This window comes from Pseudomonas sp. R1-1 (assembly GCF_051132135.1).
GTDB lineage: Bacteria > Pseudomonadota > Gammaproteobacteria > Pseudomonadales > Pseudomonadaceae > Aquipseudomonas.
The window spans coordinates 1,902,488-1,922,467 of sequence record NZ_CP071663.1 but is presented as its reverse complement, the minus strand read 5'-3'; the positions used below and the strand labels follow the sequence as shown (position 1 = coordinate 1,922,467).

At 60.4% G+C, this 19,980-nt stretch carries 24 protein-coding genes; 11 read left to right on the top strand and 13 right to left on the bottom strand.

Translation table 11 applies throughout. The features are described from left to right. Window positions 1–54: 54 nt before the first annotated feature. On the bottom strand, window positions 55–810 hold the full coding sequence (locus J3P75_RS08840; protein WP_434709950.1) for a spermidine synthase: 756 nt from the start codon (window positions 808–810) through the stop codon (window positions 55–57). Between the two features lie 152 nt (window positions 811–962). On the opposite strand from J3P75_RS08840, the gene J3P75_RS08835 reads away from it, so the two are divergent. After that, window positions 963–2,309, top strand: coding sequence for a class II 3-deoxy-7-phosphoheptulonate synthase (locus J3P75_RS08835; RefSeq protein WP_434596598.1), 1,347 nt, complete (start codon window positions 963–965; stop codon window positions 2,307–2,309). Window positions 2,310–2,408: 99 nt separating this feature from the next. Here the strand turns inward: J3P75_RS08835 and J3P75_RS08830 are convergent, their stop codons facing one another. Together J3P75_RS08830 and J3P75_RS08825 are read right to left on the bottom strand one after the other, a co-directional pair. Next, window positions 2,409–3,635, bottom strand: coding sequence for a winged helix-turn-helix domain-containing protein (locus J3P75_RS08830; protein ID WP_434709949.1), 1,227 nt, complete (start codon window positions 3,633–3,635; stop codon window positions 2,409–2,411). Window positions 3,636–3,699: 64 nt separating this feature from the next. Continuing rightward, window positions 3,700–3,921, bottom strand: coding sequence for a DUF1127 domain-containing protein (locus tag J3P75_RS08825; protein ID WP_258448469.1), 222 nt, complete (start codon window positions 3,919–3,921; stop codon window positions 3,700–3,702). 97 nt (window positions 3,922–4,018) lie between these two features. Here J3P75_RS08825 and J3P75_RS08820 point away from each other — a divergent pair, with 97 nt between their 5' ends. Further along, a complete protein-coding gene (locus J3P75_RS08820; protein ID WP_007908606.1) occupies window positions 4,019–4,873 on the top strand; it encodes a LysR substrate-binding domain-containing protein in 855 nt (284 codons plus the stop codon). On the opposite strand, the gene J3P75_RS08815 is transcribed toward J3P75_RS08820, so the two are convergent. Then, window positions 4,863–5,612 (bottom strand): sulfite exporter TauE/SafE family protein, encoded by a 750-nt coding sequence (locus J3P75_RS08815; protein ID WP_434709948.1) that lies wholly within the window; start codon window positions 5,610–5,612, stop codon window positions 4,863–4,865. The genes J3P75_RS08820 and J3P75_RS08815 overlap by 11 nt on opposite strands. A gap of 106 nt (window positions 5,613–5,718) precedes the next feature. Between J3P75_RS08815 and J3P75_RS08810 the strand changes: the two genes are divergently transcribed. The 4 genes from J3P75_RS08810 (at window position 5,719) to J3P75_RS08795 (ending at window position 9,035) form a co-directional block, all read left to right on the top strand. After that, window positions 5,719–6,675, top strand: coding sequence for a LysR family transcriptional regulator (locus J3P75_RS08810; protein ID WP_203418882.1), 957 nt, complete (start codon window positions 5,719–5,721; stop codon window positions 6,673–6,675). 109 nt (window positions 6,676–6,784) lie between these two features. Next, a complete protein-coding gene (locus tag J3P75_RS08805) occupies window positions 6,785–7,240 on the top strand; it encodes a MarR family winged helix-turn-helix transcriptional regulator (protein ID WP_208940306.1) in 456 nt (151 codons plus the stop codon). 330 nt (window positions 7,241–7,570) lie between these two features. Continuing rightward, window positions 7,571–7,990, top strand: a complete 420-nt coding sequence (locus J3P75_RS08800; RefSeq protein ID WP_027613448.1) for an organic hydroperoxide resistance protein — start codon at window positions 7,571–7,573, stop codon at window positions 7,988–7,990. A 34-nt stretch (window positions 7,991–8,024) separates the two neighbouring features. Beyond that, a complete protein-coding gene (locus tag J3P75_RS08795; protein WP_258448467.1) occupies window positions 8,025–9,035 on the top strand; it encodes an alpha/beta hydrolase in 1,011 nt (336 codons plus the stop codon). A gap of 184 nt (window positions 9,036–9,219) precedes the next feature. On the opposite strand, the gene J3P75_RS08790 is transcribed toward J3P75_RS08795, so the two are convergent. Both J3P75_RS08790 and earP read right to left on the bottom strand, forming a co-directional pair. After that, window positions 9,220–9,789 carry an elongation factor P gene (locus J3P75_RS08790; protein ID WP_203418884.1) on the bottom strand — a complete coding sequence of 190 codons (570 nt, stop codon included), beginning with the start codon at window positions 9,787–9,789 and terminating at the stop codon, window positions 9,220–9,222. A 48-nt stretch (window positions 9,790–9,837) separates the two neighbouring features. After that, window positions 9,838–10,980, bottom strand: a complete 1,143-nt coding sequence (gene earP, locus J3P75_RS08785) for an elongation factor P maturation arginine rhamnosyltransferase EarP (protein ID WP_434709947.1) — start codon at window positions 10,978–10,980, stop codon at window positions 9,838–9,840. Window positions 10,981–11,104: 124 nt separating this feature from the next. On the opposite strand from earP, the gene J3P75_RS08780 reads away from it, so the two are divergent. Both J3P75_RS08780 and J3P75_RS08775 read left to right on the top strand, forming a co-directional pair. Then, window positions 11,105–11,515 carry a hypothetical protein gene (locus tag J3P75_RS08780; protein ID WP_434596583.1) on the top strand — a complete coding sequence of 137 codons (411 nt, stop codon included), beginning with the start codon at window positions 11,105–11,107 and terminating at the stop codon, window positions 11,513–11,515. Window positions 11,516–11,517: 2 nt separating this feature from the next. Further along, window positions 11,518–12,000 carry a GreA/GreB family elongation factor gene (locus J3P75_RS08775; protein WP_434596582.1) on the top strand — a complete coding sequence of 161 codons (483 nt, stop codon included), beginning with the start codon at window positions 11,518–11,520 and terminating at the stop codon, window positions 11,998–12,000. A 9-nt stretch (window positions 12,001–12,009) separates the two neighbouring features. Here J3P75_RS08775 and cysB read toward each other — a convergent pair whose 3' ends face one another. From cysB to J3P75_RS08750, 5 genes are all read right to left on the bottom strand, one after another. Further along, window positions 12,010–12,984 (bottom strand): HTH-type transcriptional regulator CysB, encoded by a 975-nt coding sequence (gene cysB, locus J3P75_RS08770; RefSeq protein WP_208940300.1) that lies wholly within the window; start codon window positions 12,982–12,984, stop codon window positions 12,010–12,012. Window positions 12,985–13,096: 112 nt separating this feature from the next. Then, window positions 13,097–13,600 (bottom strand): universal stress protein, encoded by a 504-nt coding sequence (locus J3P75_RS08765; RefSeq protein ID WP_434596580.1) that lies wholly within the window; start codon window positions 13,598–13,600, stop codon window positions 13,097–13,099. A gap of 96 nt (window positions 13,601–13,696) precedes the next feature. Further along, window positions 13,697–14,602 (bottom strand): 5'-nucleotidase, encoded by a 906-nt coding sequence (locus tag J3P75_RS08760; RefSeq protein WP_434709946.1) that lies wholly within the window; start codon window positions 14,600–14,602, stop codon window positions 13,697–13,699. 21 nt (window positions 14,603–14,623) lie between these two features. Further along, window positions 14,624–15,577: a putative 2-dehydropantoate 2-reductase gene (locus J3P75_RS08755; RefSeq protein ID WP_434709945.1), complete on the bottom strand. Its 954-nt coding sequence runs from the start codon at window positions 15,575–15,577 to the stop codon at window positions 14,624–14,626. Next, window positions 15,577–15,963, bottom strand: a complete 387-nt coding sequence (locus tag J3P75_RS08750; RefSeq protein WP_434596575.1) for a thioredoxin family protein — start codon at window positions 15,961–15,963, stop codon at window positions 15,577–15,579. The genes J3P75_RS08755 and J3P75_RS08750 overlap by 1 nt, the downstream gene beginning before the upstream one ends. Here J3P75_RS08750 and J3P75_RS08745 point away from each other — a divergent pair. Together J3P75_RS08745 and J3P75_RS08740 are read left to right on the top strand one after the other, a co-directional pair. Further along, on the top strand, window positions 15,962–16,405 hold the full coding sequence (locus J3P75_RS08745; protein ID WP_434709944.1) for a PilZ domain-containing protein: 444 nt from the start codon (window positions 15,962–15,964) through the stop codon (window positions 16,403–16,405). The genes J3P75_RS08750 and J3P75_RS08745 overlap by 2 nt on opposite strands. A 129-nt stretch (window positions 16,406–16,534) precedes the next feature. Next, window positions 16,535–17,611 carry a 3-deoxy-7-phosphoheptulonate synthase gene (locus tag J3P75_RS08740; protein ID WP_090284978.1) on the top strand — a complete coding sequence of 359 codons (1,077 nt, stop codon included), beginning with the start codon at window positions 16,535–16,537 and terminating at the stop codon, window positions 17,609–17,611. A gap of 64 nt (window positions 17,612–17,675) precedes the next feature. On the opposite strand, the gene J3P75_RS08735 is transcribed toward J3P75_RS08740, so the two are convergent. Further along, complete coding sequence (locus J3P75_RS08735; RefSeq protein WP_203418892.1) at window positions 17,676–17,957, bottom strand: GNAT family N-acetyltransferase; 282 nt, start codon at window positions 17,955–17,957, stop codon at window positions 17,676–17,678. Between the two features lie 639 nt (window positions 17,958–18,596). Between J3P75_RS08735 and oprI the strand changes: the two genes are divergently transcribed. After that, a complete protein-coding gene (gene oprI, locus J3P75_RS08730; RefSeq protein ID WP_003183784.1) occupies window positions 18,597–18,848 on the top strand; it encodes an outer membrane lipoprotei OprI in 252 nt (83 codons plus the stop codon). A 125-nt stretch (window positions 18,849–18,973) separates the two neighbouring features. Here the strand turns inward: oprI and J3P75_RS08725 are convergent, their stop codons facing one another. Continuing rightward, window positions 18,974–19,945: a L,D-transpeptidase family protein gene (locus J3P75_RS08725; RefSeq protein WP_090284982.1), complete on the bottom strand. Its 972-nt coding sequence runs from the start codon at window positions 19,943–19,945 to the stop codon at window positions 18,974–18,976. Window positions 19,946–19,980: the final 35 nt, after the last annotated feature.

The window sequence follows — 19,980 nt, the reverse complement described above, 5'->3', positions numbered from 1 at the left end:
GACGAAGAACCCTGTGGGAGCCAGCCTGCTGGCGATGAGGCCGGCACTGCCGACTCAGGTCGCCGGGCGAATACTGTTGATCAACGACTGCAACGAATACCCCAATCTTGGCGCCAATGCTTGCGCCCGTGCCGTCAGCGCCTGCACGTCGAGCACCTGATCAAGGTCCGCCGGAACAATCAGAATCACATTGCCTTCCTTCACCGGCAGTTCCCAGTAATGCCGGTGGTAGAGCCCGCGCAGCAACGCCGCGCCCAGCGGTTTGCCGTCATCCGTCGCCCATTGATTGATCACCAGCCAGCCGCCCGGGTTCAAACGCTTCTGGCAGTCGCCGAGAAAGCTCCAGGCCAGATGCCCGACGCCCGGCCCGACATCGGTATAGAGGTCGACGAAAATCAGATCCGCCGGCTCTGCGCTCGGCAACAACTCGAGGGCGTCGCCGACCCGAATGTACAAGCGCGGATCGTCGTCCAGACCCAGGTATTCAATCGCCAGGCGCGGCACGTCCGGGCGCAGTTCGATGGCTTCGACGTCTTCCAGCGGCAGGAATTCAAGGCAAGCCTGGGTCAGCGTACCGGCACCGAGGCCGAGAAACAGCGCACTTTCCGGTTGCTCGTGGCATAGCGCGCCAATCAGCATGGCGCGCGTGTAGTCGTATTCGAGCCAGCTCGGATCGGCGGTGAACACGCAGCTCTGTTCGATGGCATCGCCAAATTCGAGAAAGCGGTAATCGGCCACTTCCAGCACGCGAATCACGCCGAACTCATCCTGTACTTCGGCGAGCAGATGCTCGACGCGCTCCTCAGTCATTTCGTCTCCTGATGGTCACCGGGCGCGGTGACGCGATGGCACCGCTGTGGTGCCGTGGCAAAGCGGCAATTGTCGGTGATGGGGCGGGAACAGGTCACGCACTAATTGCTGCTACCATGGCGTTCCCCTGCGTATGAAACTTCGAGACCGTGATGAGCCAACCGTGGAGCCCTGACAGCTGGCGCGCCCTGCCGATCCAGCAACAACCGCAATACCCCGACGCTGCGCACCTGCGTCAGGTCGAGCAAACCCTGGCCAGTTATCCGCCATTGGTGTTTGCCGGCGAAGCGCGCGAGCTGCGCCGTCAGTTTGCCGAAGTCACCCAGGGCCGGGCCTTCCTGTTGCAGGGCGGCGATTGCGCGGAAAGCTTCGCCGAATTCTCCGCTGCCAAGATTCGCGACACGTTTAAAGTGTTGCTGCAAATGGCGATCGTCATGACCTTCGCCGCCGGTTGCCCGGTGGTCAAAGTCGGGCGCATGGCCGGTCAGTTCGCCAAACCGCGTTCGGCCAACGATGAAACCATCGCAGGCGTGACGCTGCCGGCCTATCGTGGCGATATCGTCAACGGCATCGGTTTCGACGAAAAGAGCCGCGTGCCCGATCCAGAACGCCTGCTGCAGTCCTATCACCAGTCCACCGCGACCCTGAATCTGCTGCGCGCCTTTGCTCAGGGCGGTTTTGCCGACCTGCACCAAGTGCACAAGTGGAACCTGGACTTCATCGCCAACTCGGCGCTGGCCGAAAAGTACAGCCACCTCGCTGATCGTATCGATGAAACCCTGGCGTTCATGCGCGCCTGCGGCATGGACAGCTCGCCGCAACTGCGCGAAACCAGTTTCTTCACCGCCCACGAGGCGCTGCTGCTGAACTACGAAGAAGCTTTCGTGCGCCGCGACAGCCTGACCAACGATTACTACGATTGCTCGGCGCACATGCTGTGGATCGGCGACCGCACCCGCCAACTGGACGGCGCGCATGTGGAATTCCTCCGCGGGGTGAACAACCCGATTGGCGTGAAAGTCGGCCCGAGCATGGATCCCGACGACCTGATCCGCCTGATCGATGTGCTCAACCCGGACAACGATCCCGGCCGCCTCAACCTGATCGCGCGAATGGGCGCGAACAAGGTCGGCGATCACTTGCCGGCGCTGATTCGCGCAGTGCAGCGCGAAGGCAAGCAAGTGCTGTGGAGCTCCGATCCGATGCACGGCAACACCATCAAGGCCAGCAGCGGCTACAAGACCCGCGACTTTGCGCAGATCCTTGGTGAAGTGAAGCAGTTCTTCCAGGTGCACGAAGCTGAGGGCAGCTACGCCGGCGGCATTCATATCGAGATGACCGGGCAGAACGTCACCGAATGCATCGGCGGCGCACGGCCGATTACTGAGGATGGCTTGTCGGACCGTTATCACACCCATTGTGATCCGCGGATGAATGCCGATCAGTCGCTTGAGCTGGCGTTTTTGATTGCCGAGACCTTGAAACAGGTCCGACGCTAGACCGCGTCGCCCCCAATCGCTAGCAGGCTAGCTCCCACAGGGGTTTTGTGTCCGGCACAGAACCAATGTGGGAGCCAGCCTGCTGGCGATGAGGCCAGCTCAGGCGCTATCAATCTGTGCCAGTGCCACCCTAAGCCGCGCCGCACTCTCACGCTGACAATTGAGCTGCACCCGCGCCAGGCCCAGCCAACTTGCCATCCTGCGCAAACTCACCGCCAGCGCCAGCATCCCCTCCTCGTCCAGCCCGGCTTCTTCCTCGTGCACCGCATGCACCGCCAACTGCCCCGCCGCTCGCTCGGCGCGCAGATCGACCCGTGCGGCGATCCGCTCGTTGTGCAAAAACGGCAACACGTAATAGCCGTAAACCCGCTTGGGTTGCGGCGTATAAATCTCTAGCCGATAACGGAAATCGAACAAGCGCTCGGTGCGGCTGCGTTCCCAGATCAGCGAATCGAACGGCGATAACAGCGCACTGGCGATGACTTTACGCGGCACTGCGGGCTCCGGCAGGCAGTAGGCGATCTGCCGCCAATCGGCCACCTCGCACATCTGCAATTGCCCCGCCTCGACCAGCTCGGCCAGACGCGACCGCGCATCCGTCGGGCTCAAGCGGAAATAATCACGCAAGTCTTTCTCCGTGCCGACGCCCAACGCCCCCGCAGCATGCAGCAAGAGTTCGCGTTGCGCCTCCGCCTCGTCGGGCATCCGCTGCTGCAGGATCGCCGCAGGAATCACTCGCTCGGGCAAATCGTACAGACGCTCGAACCCGCGTCGCCCGGCCACGGTCACTTCACCGGCAGCGAACAACCATTCCAGCGCAAGCTTTTCCGCGCTCCAGTCCCACCACGGGCCGGCCTTGTCGGCGCGGGTCGAAAGACTGCCGGCGCCCAAGGCGCCCTGCGCTTCAACCGCTGCCAGCACCCGGCGAATCGTCTCTTGCTGCTCGCGGCCGAATGTCGCCAGTTGCTGATAAATGTCCTCGCCGCGCCGGGCCCGCTGCATGCGCCAGCCCAGCAACGGGTACATCGACAGCGGCAGCAGCGACGCTTCATGCCCCCAGTATTCGAACAACGTGCGCCGACGCCCCGAACTCCAGGCAGCCTGGTCGAGCAAATCCAAAGAATAGGCACCGAGACGGGAAAACAGCGGCAGGTAGTGCGAGCGCACCACGGCGTTGACGGAGTCGATTTGCAGCAGGCCCAGCCGTTCGATCAGCCGGTTGAGGTGCGGCGCCTTGACGGTCGGCGGCTGGCGCCCGTTGAACCCTTGGGCAGCCAGCGCCAGACGTCGCGCCTGTTTGAGAGAAAACGACACTGTCGCGGGCATTTATTCCTCCATGTCTGCTCGCAACCTACCTCACCTGAAAGGGGTTTGTGTAGCGGTGGCCTCATCATTTATGCATCGGATCATCCCAGAACGGCCGCACGGCTTCGTGTTCAACGTCGGCACGACTGACACCGATGTCCTTCAACGCTTCGTCACTCAGACTGGCGAGCAACTCGCGTTCACGGTGCAATTCGTACCAGCGGCTAAACTTGTGCAGCAGATCGGAAACGATATGGCCGTGGCCGGACAGCTGTTCTTCGTTCACATACTCTCTTTGACCTTTCATCGTCTTGCCTCCCTTTGTGGATGGCTCAAGTCTCGTCCCGACGCTAAGATCAATCCAACGAATGTTTCTGATGGCATGCATCACGGAGATTCATCAATTGTCCGCTTACCCCAGTATCGATACCGATGTCCTGCGCACCTTTGTGGCGATTGCCGATCAGGGCGGGTTCACCCGCGCCGGCGAGATGGTCAACCGCACGCAATCGGCGGTGAGCATGCAGATGAAGCGTCTGGAAGAAGACGTGTTGCAGCGCCAGTTGTTCGAGCGCGATGGCCGTCAGGTGCGCCTCACCGCCGAAGGCCAGGTATTGCTCGGCTATGCGCGGCGCATCCTCAAGTTGCACAGCGAGGTGTTCAACACCTTGCGCGAGCCGCACATGGTCGGCACCGTGCGCATCGGCACGCCGGATGATTACGTGATGCGCTTTCTGCCGGGGATTCTCTCGCGGTTTGCGCAGTTCTATCCGCTGATCCAGATCGAGGTGCATTGCGAGTCGACCAAACAGTTGCTGCAGCGCACCGATCTGGATTTATCGATCGTCACCCGCGAGCCGGGTAACGAGATCGGCCAACTGTTGCGCAAGGAGCGTTTTGTCTGGGCCGAGGCGCAGAACTTCAGCGCCCACGAACAGACGCCGCTGCCGCTGGCGATGTTCAACAGTGATTGTTTCTGCCGTTTATGGGCGTGCAATGCGCTGGACGCGATGGGCCGCGAGTACCGCATCGCCTATAACAGCACCAGCCTGTCGGCGTTGATGGCCGTTGTCAGCGCGGGCCTGGCGATCACCGCGCAACTGGAGAGCCTGATCACCCCGGACATGCGCATTCTCGGCGCCGCTGAAGACCTGCCATTACTGCCCGAGGCCAGCATCATGCTGATCCGCAACCTGAACAATCCGTCGCCGATCACTGAATGTCTGGCCGAACACATCGTCGAAGGCTTCAAACTTTAAACGCGAGCATCACCGCACACAGCACCAGGAAACCGCAGAACAGCCCGCGCAGAAGTTTTTCCGGCATCGCGTGGGCGACTTTAACGCCCCAACTGATGCTGGCCAGACCGCCGAGCGCCAACGGCAGTCCAATCATCCAGTCGACTTCGTGGTGCACCGCATAAGTCACCAGGGTAACGCCAGTGCTGGGTAAGGCCAGTGCCAGGGACAAACCTTGAGCAACCACCTGAGTGGTGCCGAACAGACTGGTCAGCACCGGCGTTGCCACCACCGCCCCGCCCACGCCGAACAAACCGCCCATGGTTCCCGAAGCGGCGCCGAGCACACCGAGCCACGGCCACGAGTAGCGCATTTGCGAGGTCGCCGCGGGTACCGGGCCGAACATCTTCAACAGGTTGTACGCCGACAACGCCACCAGAAAAGCTACGAAACCGATGCGCATGGTTTGCGCATCGATGCCCACCGCCCAGATCGAACCGAGCCAGGCAAAGCAGAAACCCATCAGTGCCAACGGCAGCGCATGGCGCACCTCGATGCGGTTGCGCTGGTGATATCGCCACAGCGCCAGCATCACGTTCGGCACCACCATTACCAGCGCCGTGCCCTGGGCGATCTGCTGATCGAGCCCGAACCACACGCCAAGCAACGGAATGGCAATCAAGCCGCCGCCGATACCGAAAATGCCGCCGAGCGTGCCAAGCGCAGCGCCGAACAGCAGGTAAATCAGAAAATCCATCACAGCGCATTCCTCTTCGTCAGGCTTGCCATGCTACGCAGTCGCGGCTGGCGGGGAAACGCACAGCAACGCACAATGGCTGTGCCGATTCCGCATAAGCGCCCATTCCATGAACCCCAATCAATTAACCGATCAGCTCGGACTGTTCCTCGATGTGCTGGAAAGCGGCAGTTTTTCCGCCGCCGCACGCCGCCATCCGCTAACACCTTCGGCGGTCGCCCGGCGTATCGACAATCTCGAAAGCGCGGTAGGCAGCCAGTTATTCGTGCGCAGCACCCATGCGGTGCGCGCGACGCCGGCCGGGCTGGCCTTTGCCGAGCGCGCACGGCGAATTGTCGCCGAGCTGCAATTGGCCCGCGCCGAAGCGGTGTCGCTGAGCAGTGCGCCGGAAGGCTTGATCCGCATCGACGCGCCCGCCGCGTTCGGGCGCCGCCATCTGGCGCCGGTGCTCGCTGACTTTCTGTTGCTATACCCGGGCCTGGACGTGCAGTTGCATTTGATCGACAGCTTCATCGACATGGACGGCTCGAACCTGGGCAAAGTCGACCTGGTCCTGCGCGCCGGGCAACTGGCTGACACGCGTCTGGTGGCCACGCCACTGGCGAGCATTGTGCGCATCGCCTGCGCCAGCCCCGATTACCTGAAACGCCGTGGCGTGCCGAGCCATCCCGCACAACTGAATGAACACGACGGGCTCGACTGGGACGGCCTCGCCCCGCCCTTCGCCTGGCGCTTTCAACTCGACGGGCAATTGCAGTTGCACCGTCCGGCCCGTATCCGCCTGAGCGCCAACAACGCCGAAGCGTTGGTCTGCGGCGCTTTGGCCGGATTGGGTATCGCCCATCTGCCGACCTGGCTGGCCAGCGAATACCTGCTGCGCGGCGAACTGCTGCCGCTGTTCTGCGACAACGGCTTGCCCGAAGCAGAATCCGCCGGCATTTACGCCTTGCGCATGGGTCAGCAGACCCACTCACGCAGCCGCTTGCTATTGGAATATCTGAAAACCCGCTTCAGCCCTGTTCCTCCCTGGGATCTGGCGTTGCAACGGGATCTGGGCCGGCACTAGGCTCAAGGCTCAAGGCTCAAGGCTCAAGGCTCAAGGCTCAGGAAAAATTATCTGGCGCATTAAAGATTCGAGCGCTAGATTCATCGCATTACTGAACAAGGCTTGCACCATGACTTCCGAACGCGACACCTGCGACGACCTGCTGCTGGCTAACCAGGCCTGCTTCGCCCTGCATTCCACTTCGCTGATGATGACCAAGGTCTACAAGCCGCTGCTGCAAGCGCTGAACCTGACCTACCCGCAGTACCTGGCGATGATGGTGTTGTGGGAACAGGATGGTTTGACGGTCGGAGAAATCAGCACACGCCTGCTCACCGATCCGGGCTCGCTGACGCCACTGCTCAAGCGTCTGGAAGCAGAAGGCTTGCTCAGCCGCACGCGCAGTCGCGAGGACGAGCGTGTGGTCATCGTCGAGTTGACCGAGCAAGGCCGGGCCCTGCGGGACAAGGCGCAAAGCATTCCGCAGTGCATCCTCGGCGCCAGCGGCTTTACCCTGGAACGCTTGCAAAAGCTGCAAGCTGAACTGCAGGCGCTGCGCGGGCACCTGCAAGACAGCCTGAATTAAGCCCCACCCCCGTCCCCCCTGTAGGAGTGAGCCTGCTCGCGATTGCGCTGGGTCAGTCAGCACATGTATTTCTGACTCATCGCTATCGCGAGCAGGCTCACTCCTACACTTGATCTCCTTCGCCTGAAAAATATTTTCAGGCTTCAACCCCCCCTCCGGTCCCTCTATCTCAATCCTTTCAAGAAGATTGATCTACCAAAGATCACGCTCAGGAAAATTTTTTTGAAAATTTATCTTGCGCGCTAAACATTAGCGCTATACATTCGCTTCACACCTACTTAGCGCGCAAACAATTAGCGCACAAAACCACAACCCAACGAGGCTCACACCATGCAAACTCTCTACACCGCAATCGCAACCTCCACTGGCGGCCGTGACGGTCGTGCGATCTCCAGCGACAACATCCTCGACGTCAAACTCGCCACGCCAAAAGAACTCGGCGGTGCTGGCGGTGCGGCGACCAACCCGGAGCAACTGTTCGCTGCCGGCTACTCGGCCTGCTTCATCGGCGCGCTGAAATTCGTTGCCAGCCAGACCAAACGCAAGATCCCTGATGACGCTTCGATCACCGCCCACGTCGGTATCGGTCAGATCCCCGGCGGCTTCGGTCTGGACATCGACCTGCACATCAGCCTGCCAGGTCTGGAACAAGCCGATGCGCAAACCCTGGTCGACGCGGCTCACCAGGTCTGCCCGTACTCCAATGCCACCCGCGGCAACGTCGACGTCCGTCTGCACGTGACCGTGTAATCACTGAGCCCCGGCCCGAACAAGGAAATTGAACATGAACACTTTCAGCAAAGTCTTGACCGGTACCCTTCTCGCCCTGTCCGTGCACAGCGCCTTCGCCGGTGATGTCGAGCACAACACCCAGGCGTTTCTCGATGTGCTGAATGCCGGCAGCGGCAAGCCGATCGAGCAACTGTCGCCCAAGGACGCTCGCGCCGTGCTGGTCGGCGCGCAGTCCGGGGTCAAACTGACACTGCCAAAAGCCGATGTCAGCGAGAAGACCATCCAGGTCGATGGCCAACCGTTGAGCCTGACCATCGTCCGGCCGGCCGGGGTCAAGGGCGAGCTGCCGGTGTTCATGTTCTTCCACGGTGGCGGCTGGGTGCTGGGAGATTTCCCGACCCACGAACGTCTGGTCCGCGATCTGGTGGCCGGTTCGGGTGCGGCGGCGGTATTCGTCAACTACACCCCTTCGCCTGAAGCGCATTACCCGGTGGCGATCAACCAGGCCTACGCCGCCACCAAGTGGGTGGCGGAACACGGCAAGGAGATCAACGTCGACGGCAAACGTCTGGCCGTGGCCGGCAACAGCGTCGGCGGCAACATGGCCGCAGTGGTTGCACTGATGGCCAAGGACAAGGGCACCCCGGCGATCAGATTTCAGGCGCTGCTGTGGCCAGTGACCGACGCCAATTTCGACACCGGTTCCTATAACCAGTATGCCGAGGGGCACTTCCTCACCCGCAACATGATGAAGTGGTTCTGGGACAACTACACCACCGACGCGAAACAGCGTAACGAGATCTACGCCTCACCGCTGCGCGCTACCACCGCGCAACTCAAAGGTCTGCCGCCAGCACTGGTGCAAACCGCCAGCGCCGATGTCCTGCGCGATGAAGGCGAGGCGTATGCGCGCAAGCTCGACGAAGCCGGTGTGCCGGTGACGTCGGTGCGTTACAACGGCATGATCCACGATTACGGTTTGCTCAACGTGGTCAGCCAGGTGCCGGCAGTGCGCTCGGCGATGTTGCAGGCTTCGCAAGAGCTGAAAGAACATCTGAAATAAACCTATCCCCATGTAGGAGTGAGCCTGCTCGCGATAGCGGTGTATCAGTCGATGAACATGTCGACTGGTATGACGCCATCGCGAGCAGGCTTACTCCTACAGGGATTTGTGGTGATGGCTGAATTGCAGGCACAAAAAAACCCGACTCAATGGTCGGGTTTTTTCTTTCCGTAAAAAGCAGTGCTTATTTCGCACGGCCTTTGTAGGAACCGCCTTCGCGGGTATCGATCTCGATCATGTCGCCGATTTCGATGAAGTCGGCAACCGACAGCTCGGTACCGTTCTTCAGTTTGGCAGGCTTCATCACCTTGCCGGAAGTGTCACCGCGAGCGGAACCTTCGGTGTAGTCAACCTGACGCACGATGGTGGTCGGCAGTTCTACGGAAACCAGACGGCCTTCGAAGAATACGGCTTCGCAGACGTCTTCCATGCCTTCTTCAACGAACGGCAGAACGGCTTCGATGTCGTCAGCGTTCAGTTCGTACATGGTGTAGTCAGTGGTGTCCATGAACGTGTAAGTGTCACCGCTGATGAACGACAGGGTGGCTTCTTTACGATCCAGGATCACGTCGTCCAGCTTGTCGTCCGCACCGTAAACGGTTTCGGTCTTGTAACCGGTCAGCAGGTTCTTCAGCTTGGTCTTCATGATCGCGCTGTTACGGCCCGACTTGGTGAATTCAGCTTTCTGAACCAGCCAAGGATCGTTGTCGATACGGATCACGGTACCGGGTTTGAGTTCTTTACCAGTTTTCATTGCGAATATCCGAATTTGGATGGGATTTACAAAAATCTAGGCCGCGTATCATATCCAATTTAGGTAAAACTGTACCAGCGCCGTGGCGAGATCCGCCTGCAAGCCCTGTTCCAGACACCACGCTTGGGCATTTTCTTGCAGTTCCGGCCAGTGTTTGCGCGCCACCAGCCAGTGCTCGCCGATCGGCTGGCCGGCACTCCAGGCGCGCCACAGACCGTTCATCGCCTCGGCAGCCGCTGGCGACAAGCCTTTGGTGTAAAGCGCGAGGAAGGCGTCGAGCTTGTCCAGATGGATGTCTTCGTCCTGCTGATAGATGTGCCAGAGCATCGGTCGTGCCGCCCATTGCGCACGCACGAACGAATCCTCACCGCGCACCGCGTTGAAATCGCAGCACCAGAGCAAGTGGTCGTATTGATCCTGACGGACGAACGGCAACACCTGCACGGTCAGCGATTGGCGTTGATGAATGGCGCCGACCGTCAGCGTTTCCACTTCGAGCCAACGCGCCACATCGCCGAGAATCCGGCCTTCCGGCACCAGCAGGTGAGTCGGCGTGTCCGCCGCTGCCAGTACATCGAGCCAACTGGCCAGCCCGGGGTTCTCGTAGGCAAACAGCGAAATCAGTTGTGCGTCCGGTGCGCGCTCGATGCCCAGCCCTTGCAGGAATTGTCGCTGCGCCGCGGCATCCTGTTGAAACTGCCGACGCTGCTCAAGCAAGCCGCGCTCGCGCAACAACCCGCCGGTGCCTGGCTGAAAGCCGGGAAAGAAGAAAATCTTCTGCACCGATTTGTATTTGACCGAGGGCAATCCGTGACAGCCGACGACCCAGTCTTCGGCGCTGAGATAATCGAGGTTCAGCCACAGCGGCGGGCGTTCACGCGCGGCCATGGCGTCCATGTAATCGTTGGGTAAATTGCAGGCGAACGCGGCGATCACGACGTCAGCGGCGTCCGTGTGAACCCACTCGGCGGGCCAGTGCCGCACTTCGACGCCCTGCTGATATTGCTGAGCAGCGTCGATATCGATCGCTGGGCAGATACGTTCGAAAGCGCGCAAATCGTCGACCCACAGGCGCACTGTCAGTGAATGCTCGGCAACCAGTTGCCGGGCCAGGCGCCAGGTCACGCCAATGTCGCCGAAGTTGTCGACGACGGTGCAGAAAATATCCCAGCGGGTGTTCGTTTCAGTCATTCAAGGCTCCCGTTGGCAAAAGCGCCGATTGTCCGCATAAATGCCCTCGCGCAGAAGAGCCGACGCCGATTAATCTTCGTGCGACAATCGCCACTTGCCCGCATTCATCCGCCAGGAGGCAGCGATGCCCTACCGTCCCCGTTCGCGTCGCCCCTTGCCTGTTCAGCTTAGCGCCCTGCACCTGATCGGCAGCATCGCCCTGGGCATGTGGCTGGGCTTTCTCGCCATCGCTCTGACCTGCTGGCTGCTTTCGCGGTTCATCTTTGCCGAGCAACTGGCGCCCGTCGCCCAGGCGGTGCAGCAGATCGCCCATCCGCCTGCGCCGGTGCAAGCCCAGCCGGACATTCCGCCGCAGAGCCCATTGTTCGAGCAGTACGAAGAAAACCTGCGCAAGAATGAACAGCAGGCTCGACTGGATCAGGCGCGCGCCAGTTCGCGCAACGCGTCCAACCCGAAATGCCAGTTCTGGCTGCAGCAGGACCAGACCGCACCCAGCGAAAAAAGCCGCGCCAACGTTTTGCAGTTCTGCGATTGATCATGAACAAACACACTGTCCACCAATTGATTCTCGACAAACTGCGCATCGACCTCGACATCGCCGAACGCGCTGCGCAAACGGCGTACGAAACCGCGACCCACGAAGAGAATATCGCCGAGAACAAATACGACACCCTGGGCCTTGAGGCGTCGTATCTGGCGGCGGGTCAGGCGAAACGGGTCGAAGAGATTCGTCAGTCACTGGCGCTGTGCCAGAACCTCACGCTGCGTGCCTACGATGAACAGCGTGGCATCGAGATCGGCGCCCTGCTCGGCCTGGAAGACGAAAAGGGCCGCGAGCAATGGCTGTTTCTGGCGCCGGATGCAGCCGGTCTGAAAGTCGATGTGGTCGGTCAGCCGATAACCGTTATCACCCCGCGCTCACCGCTGGGCAAAAGCCTGCTGGGCAAGTTCGAGGGCGATGAGGTGGAGATTCTGGTGGCGGGCACCCGGCAACAGTTCGCAGTTACCGAGGTGCTTTGAGACAGCGGATCAGTGCACCGGCAGCTCGACGCCGTCGAACAGTTCTTCCAGTTCCTGTTTGTTGTGGCACTGAATGGCTCTGGCCATGACTTCGCGGGTCAGGTGCGGAGCGAACTTCTCGATGAAGTCGCACATGAAACCACGCAGGAAGGTGCCGCGACGGAAACCGATCTTGGTCACGCTCGATTCGAACAGCTCGCTGGCGTCCAGCACCACCAGATCGTTATCGAGTTTGGTGTCGACCGCCATTTTCGCCACGATGCCCACACCCAGACCCAGGCGCACGTAGGTTTTGATTACGTCGGCGTCGGCAGCGGTGAACACCACTTTCGGTGTCAGGCCGCGATGGCTGAAGGCTTCGTCGAGTTTCGAACGGCCGGTGAAGCCGAACACGTACGTCACGATCGGGTATTCGGCCAGGGCCTCAAGAGTCAGCTTCGGCAGCTTGGTCAGCGGGTGGCCCTGAGGCACGACCACGCAACGGTTCCAGCGGTAGCACGGCATCATCACCAGATCGCCGAACAGCTCCAGCGCTTCGGTGGCAATGGCGAAATCGACGGTGCCGTCCGCGGCCATTTCGGCGATCTGCATTGGCGAGCCCTGGTGCATGTGCAGGGCCACGTCAGGGTATTGCTTGATGAAATTGCTGATCACCGGTGGCAGCGCATAACGAGCCTGAGTGTGCGTGGTGGCGATCGACAAGGTGCCCTTTTTCTCGTTGGAGAATTCCTGGGCGATCTGCTTGATGCTTTCGACCTTGCGCAGGATCTCGCCAGCGGTGGTGATGATGCGCTCGCCAGCCGGGGTGACGCGGGTCAGGTGTTTGCCGCTACGGGCGAACACTTCGACGCCCAGTTCGTCTTCCAGCAGACGGATTTGCTTACTGATGCCCGGTTGCGAGGTGTACAGGCTTTGGGCTGTAGCGGAAACGTTGAGGTCGTGGTGCGCCACTTCCCAGATGTAGCGCAGTTGTTGAAGCTTCATATCAATCCCTCAAAGCAGGTAGACGCCACGGGCATCAGCGACGGTATATAACTATATTAATGGTTTGAAGAATAAATCTAGAACTTTTTCATCAAAGCGCCATTATTTTGCCTCAGCGATCCTCGCGCCGCCGACGCTCCATCAACGGCACCAGATAAACCGGCACCTTGGCCAATTGCAGGACCCGTGCTGCCGTGCGCCCCAACGGTGTTTCCGCGCCGACGCCGTGGCTGTGACTGCCGACGATCAGCAGGTCGACAGAGAGCTTCTGCACCTGGTCGAGAATCACCTGCGACGGATCGCCCTGCAGCACGCGCACCGCACGAATGCGTTGCAGATCCAGTTCGCCATCGTCGCCGAGTTCTTCGCGAAAGCTCTCCAGCACGCGCTGCTCGATATTGGCGATGACTGTTTTCAGACCCTGGCTGTGGAATTCGTTCAATGCCTGTTCGTCGAGATAGCTTTGCAGCACCGACTCGGCAAACAGGCCCATGGGTTCCACCGCGTGTACTACATACAGATCGGCATTGAACGTGCGCGCCAACGCCAGCGCATGCTGCATCACGAACGGGGCGTACAGACCGAGGTCAGTGGCATACAGCATCGAACGAATCATATGACCTCCTCGCAAGCCAACATGGCGGAGATTGATTCAGCTTAGCAGTGCCTTGACGAGTACGACGGGCGACGCAACGTCTTGAGTCAAAGGGCTTTAAACCGACGGTTCGTTGCTGATGCCGTGGGGCACGTGACCGGTGGCGACGACTTCGCGTGCCAGCTCGCAATGCCCGGTCTGATCGTCGAAAAACACGTCGGCAGCGAAGGCTTCGAGGAATGCCGATTTGGTCAGGCCGCCAAGAAACAGCGATTCATCGAGACGGATGTCCCACTCGCGCAACGTGCGAATGACTCGCTCGTGAGCCGGCGCCGAACGTGCGGTGACCAGTGCGGTACGGATCGGGCAATCATCGTCGGGAAACTCGCGCTGGAGCAGATTGAGCGCCGCGAGAAAGCCCTTGAACGGGCCGCCGCGCAACGGCTCGCGCGCCGACTCGCGTTCCTTGGCCTGAAACGCGGCGAGGCCGCCGGATTGATAAATGCGCTCTGACTCGTCAGAAAAAATCACCGCATCACCGTCGAAGGCGATACGCAATTCGTCGCTGGCGGCGCGGCTGGCACCGCCGGATAGAATCGTCGCCGCGGCGAAACCGGCGTCCAGCGCGGCGCGCACATCCTCGGCATGGGTGGACAGAAACAGGTCGCAGCCAAAGGCTTTCAGATAGGGATAAGGACTGCGCCCGCCGACAAACGCCGCGCGGGAAATCGCCAGACCGTAATGATGGATCGAGTTGAATACGCGTAGCCCGGTGTCGGCGCTGTTGCGCGAGACCAGAATCACTTCGACCCGCGCGCGGCCAAGGCGGCTGTTCAGGCTCAGGAGTTTTTCCACCAGCGGGAAGGCATCGCCGGGCGCGAGAATCTCGTCTTCGTGTTCGATCTGGTATTGCCGATAAGCCTCGACGCCACTCGACAGGTAGACCTTGTGGCTCTCGCTCAGGTCGAACAAGGCGCGCGACGAAATCGCCAGCACCAGTTTGTCATCGATGTTGTTGGCCATGTTTTCCCCCAGAGCGACCGGTTAATGGTTGCGTCGGTCGATAAATCCTAAAGTGCGGTACAGCGATTCGATGCGCGGCAGTTCGCAGCCTGCTGCTTTCGCGGCTGCCAATGGCCGAGCATAGATCGCTTCCAGCTCCAGCGGCCGCTTGTGCAAAAAGTCGTGATGCATGCTCGGCCAGTAGTCGGGCATTTTCTTGGTCATCGTAAACAGGTAATCAGCGTAGCCCGGCGGCATGTCGTGGCCGCAGGCCTTGGCGCCCTGCACCACTTCGGCCATCAGCGCCTGGATCAACGCGCGGCTGTCGGCATCGGCCATCAGCGCGCTGGTACCGGCGCCGAGCAACACCGAGAGCCCGTTGTAGGGAATGTTCCACACCAATTTCTGCCAGCGCGCCTGATGCAGATTGGGCATCGCCTGGGAGTCGATGCCGGCAGAGCGGAACAGCCCGGCGCCCTCCTCGACCATCGCCATGCGTGCCACCTGATCGATGGCCGGGCCGCTGTGATAACCGATGTTCACCGCGCCCAAGGCTTGATGAGTGACCACGCCGGGGCCTTCGCGATGTACGCAGATCAGGCACAAGCCGCCCAACAAATGCAAAGTGTCGGGGAGCAATGGACGCAAGCTGTCTTCGACGTCCAGACCGTTTTGCAGCAACAGCACTTTTGCGTCTGGCTTGGCTGCCTGAATGATCACCGGCGCCAGATCGGCGTTGCTGGTGGTTTTGGCGCCGACCAGCAGCCAATCGCATTTGGGCATGTCGGCGGCGGCGCAATAGGCCTGCGCCGGGTTCAGCGTCAGCGGGCCATGCACGGCGCTGTTGACCTGCAAGCCGCGTTCAGCCACCGCCGAAAACTCGCTGCGCAATAGAAAGTGCACATCGAAACCGGCGCGCGCCAGCATCACCCCGTAAAAACCACCAATCGCCCCGGTGCCGATAATCCCCACCACTGGTTTGTGCTCTGCCCCCATCACGGCAACTCCTCTGCAGTTCGATTCAGCGCCTGCGCCAGTGCGGCGTTGAGCGCATCGGCAGTCAGGCGCGTGTGCAATGCGCCAAAGAACTCGCCGTCGCGCACCACAAACAGCGCCGGCAAATGAAACACCTGATAACGCTCGACCAGTCCGCCGTTGTCGCCGGCATCGATCCAGCACAGCCGATCGACGGCCAGCGCCAGCCCCGGCAGCACTTCGCGGGCATAGCGGCAACTGGCGCAGCCGACGCTGGTGAAAATGACCAGCGAAACGCCGCTCATCGCCAACAGGCGCTGGTCGGCGTCGAAATCGGTCAGTTCGGATTCGACCACTATACTGGGTGGAACAATGTCAGAAGGCCGACACAGGGAGTCTGTGCTCATGGGACGTTTCATTCCTCATCCGGACGAAGTGCCGGTTGAATTGACGTTGCTCAAGCCTGAATGCATTTCCAGACAACAGCTGCACACTATCAGCCTCGGCGGCATCGCTTGCAATTACCACCGCGCCTGGCGCCATGGCACCGCGTTGCAGGTGCGGATGCCCAGCGTCAATGCCGAGCTGTGTTATCCGGGCTATGTGGCGTGGTGTCTGCGCCGCAAGAAAGGCTACCTGGTGGGGATCGCGTTCACCGACGAGCAGACGCTGTTCAGTGCGCGAAAGGGTGAGCAGGTGTGTCAGATCGAGCGTTTCTACCGGATGAAAAACAGCCACGACGATCTGCAGGATATTCAGGCGCTGGCCCTGCAATGGGTCGAGCAGCACGCCGACGAGTTCTCCCACGACACCGTGCGCAAGGCTTTTATGCCGCCGACATTGGACTAAAGCGCCGTTTGCCCATTGTCGAGCAGCGCCCGACGCGCTAAGGTTCGGCTCCCCCGACGCGCTAAATCTGCTGTGCCCCGCCGCGCGGGGATCGCTGGCGGCCGGCACCCGTGACCTGACGAGTAAACGATGGCTGATTTACCGATCAACGACCTGAACGTCGCCTCTAACGAGACCCTGATCACTCCCGATCAGCTCAAGCGTGATATCCCTCTGAGCGACGCCGCCCTGCGCACCGTCACCAAGGGCCGCGAAGTCATTCGCAACATTCTCGATGGCACTGACCACCGTCTGTTCGTCGTGATCGGCCCGTGCTCGATCCACGACATCAAGGCCGCTCACGAATACGCCGATCGCCTCAAGGTGCTGGCCGAAGAAGTGTCCGACACCCTGTATCTGGTCATGCGCGTGTACTTCGAGAAACCGCGCACCACTGTGGGCTGGAAAGGCCTGATCAACGATCCGTATCTGGATGACTCGTTCAAGATCCAGGACGGCCTGCACATCGGCCGCCAGTTGCTGCTGGACCTGGCCGAGAAAGGCCTGCCGACCGCCACCGAAGCCCTCGACCCAATCTCGCCGCAGTACTTGCAGGACCTGATCAGTTGGTCGGCGATCGGTGCCCGTACCACTGAATCGCAGACCCACCGGGAAATGGCTTCCGGCCTGTCTTCGGCCGTCGGTTTCAAGAACGGCACCGATGGCGGCCTGACCGTGGCGATCAACGCCCTGCAGTCAGTGTCGAGCCCGCACCGCTTCCTCGGGATCAACCAGGAAGGCGGCGTGTCGATCGTCACCACCAAAGGCAACGCCTACGGTCATGTGGTGCTGCGCGGTGGTAACGGCAAGCCGAACTACGATTCGGTCAGCGTCGCCCTGTGCGAGCAGGCGCTGAACAAGGCGAAGATCAAGCCGAACATCATGGTCGATTGCAGCCACGCCAACTCCAACAAGGACCCGGCCCTGCAACCGCTGGTGATGGAAAACGTCGCCAACCAGATCCTCGAAGGCAACCAGTCGATCATCGGTCTGATGGTCGAGAGCCATCTGAACTGGGGCTGCCAGGCAATCCCGAAAGACCTCGCCGATCTGCAATACGGCGTGTCGATCACCGACGCCTGCATCGACTGGTCCGCCACCGAGACCACCCTGCGCAGCATGCACGCCAAGCTCAAGGATGTGTTGCCGAAACGTCAGCGCACCTGATCGAGGTTTCGCAGGCATAAAAAAACGCCGGGCAATGCCCGGCGTTTTTTTGTGTGTGTGCGACTCAGATTTTCGCGGCGCGGCGCTGGTGACGCTCCATGTAGCGCTCGACGTACGAGCACGAAGGGATCACCGTGTAGCCCATTTCTTCAGCGTAATTCAACGCACTTTCGGTCAGCGCGGCAGCGACGCCACGGCCACGCAGGGCGTTGGGCACGAACGTGCGGTAGATATCCAGGGTCTGTTTCCCCAGATCCATATAGGTCAGGTAGGCACGATGACCGTCCACGGTGGTCTCGAACTGATGACCAGCCTGGTCATGGTGGATGGACAACGCCTCGCTCATCACTACTCCTCGCGGGTCTTGGATTGTGACCCCTACCTTACCGATGTTTTCCCGGCGAAGGAACATCTACGCCACCCCGTGCCTGACGGACACCGAGAAGAGCCACACCGATCTCGCGTACCCTGACACCTGATAAATAGTAGGCACCATTGGCGGGAATGCTCAAGATGCGCTCGTCATTGAGCGCGTTGCACAGGGTGGCTCCCGGGGGATGCAGGACAGTCCCGGAAGAAGATCTTCGCGGGCCGCTCAGCTGAACATTGCCGGTTGTTGAGACTTGAGACGTGCAACCTTTTATAAAGTCACCTGAACATCAAAAAGATACGCCAAGCCGCTCACAGAAACGGAACAAAAGTGTGGACGAATTCATTTAGACAGACTTTAGCCGAAGACGTGAAAAGAGCATCACGGGCAGGGAACTTTTCACGATCAAGTCGCTCGGGGCGGGGCTTGTAGCTGGATGTTTTTTATACAGCGCAGTTAAAAGTTGCTCGAAAAAGAATCAACGCCTACAATTTTTTTTGCTTCTTGCGCTACGTCAGTTTACTTACTACAAGTAATGGGTAGTATGTACGCCGGCTATTTCCTCAATCGTGAGGAGACAGCTACTTAATTTGAAAGTCCTTGAAGGGGAACACGATGAACAACGTTCTGAAATTCTCTGCTCTGGCTCTGGCCGCAGTTCTGGCTACCGGTTGCAGCAGCGCATCGAAAGAAACCGAAGCACGTCTGACCGCTACTGAAGACGCAGCTGCTCGCTCCCAGGCTCGTGCAGACGAAGCTTACCGTAAAGCTGATGAAGCTCTGGCTGCTGCTCAAAAAGCACAACAGACTGCTGACGAAGCTAACGAGCGTGCTCTGCGCATGCTGGAAAAAGCTAGCCGCAAGTAATAATCCCTCGGGATTGTTATCGAGCCGACCCATTTTTTGGGTCGGCTTTTTTGTGCCCGGTGCTTTTGTCCGGGCAATAAAAAACCCGCCGACGCGGTACGCATCGGCGGGTTGCTGAGCAGAGCTTATTGCAGGTCGATCGGCGTGCTGGTAACCATCGGCGCCGGGGCGTTGGTCGGCGTAGCGATCTCCACCGGCAGGCCATCTTCTGCCGCGACTACGTCACGCACCACATCCCAGTCCATGCGCAGGTTGCTGGTGATGTCTTCACGCTTGAGCATCGCGTTGATCACCGCGGTGTGCTTGTCGACCACCGACGGGTTGCCCTTGTCGTCCAGCGGCGTGTGCGCCTCCAGATAGACCTTGCCGCCACTGCGACCGAATTTGTACGGGTCGTTGATGATCCGCACCGACGTGCCGACCGGCACCATGCCAGCCATTTCCAGCACGTTGTTGTTGAACATGCGGAAGCAGCCGTGGCTGGTGCGCATGCCGATACCGAACTTCTTGTTGGAACCGTGGATCAGGTAGCCCGGCGTGCCGAGGGTGAACTTGAACGGCCCCAGCGGGTTGTCCGGGCCGGCCGGCACTACGTTCGGCAGCGGATCTCCATCAGCGGCGTGCTCGGCCTTGATCGACGCCGGCGGCGTCCAGGTCGGATTCGGCGTCTTGGCGATGATCGAGGTATGCGCGATCGGCGAGCCCCAGCCTTCACGACCGATACCCAGCGGGAACGTGTACACCACGTCGCGACCTTTCGGGTAGTAGTAGAGACGGTATTCGGCGAGGTTGATGACGATGCCTTCGCGCGGGCCCGGCGGCAGGATGAAACGCGTAGGCAGAACGATCTCGGTGCCGGCGCCCGGCAGCCAGGCGTCGATGCCCGGGTTGGCCGCGACCATTTCCGAATAGCCCAGGTCGTAGGTAGTGCCCAGATCGGCAAACGTATCTTCGTACTTGGCCTTGATCACCTGCACCTGGCCGACGATGTCTTCGCCGGGCGGTGGCAGGGGAAGCTCCAATGCAGCAACGGGACCGGCCACACACAGGGCGGCAAGTGACAGGCAGCGGGTGACGGCAGGAAAGCGCGGCAACATCCGGAAAATCCTTCGCATGATCATCAAGGGTATAA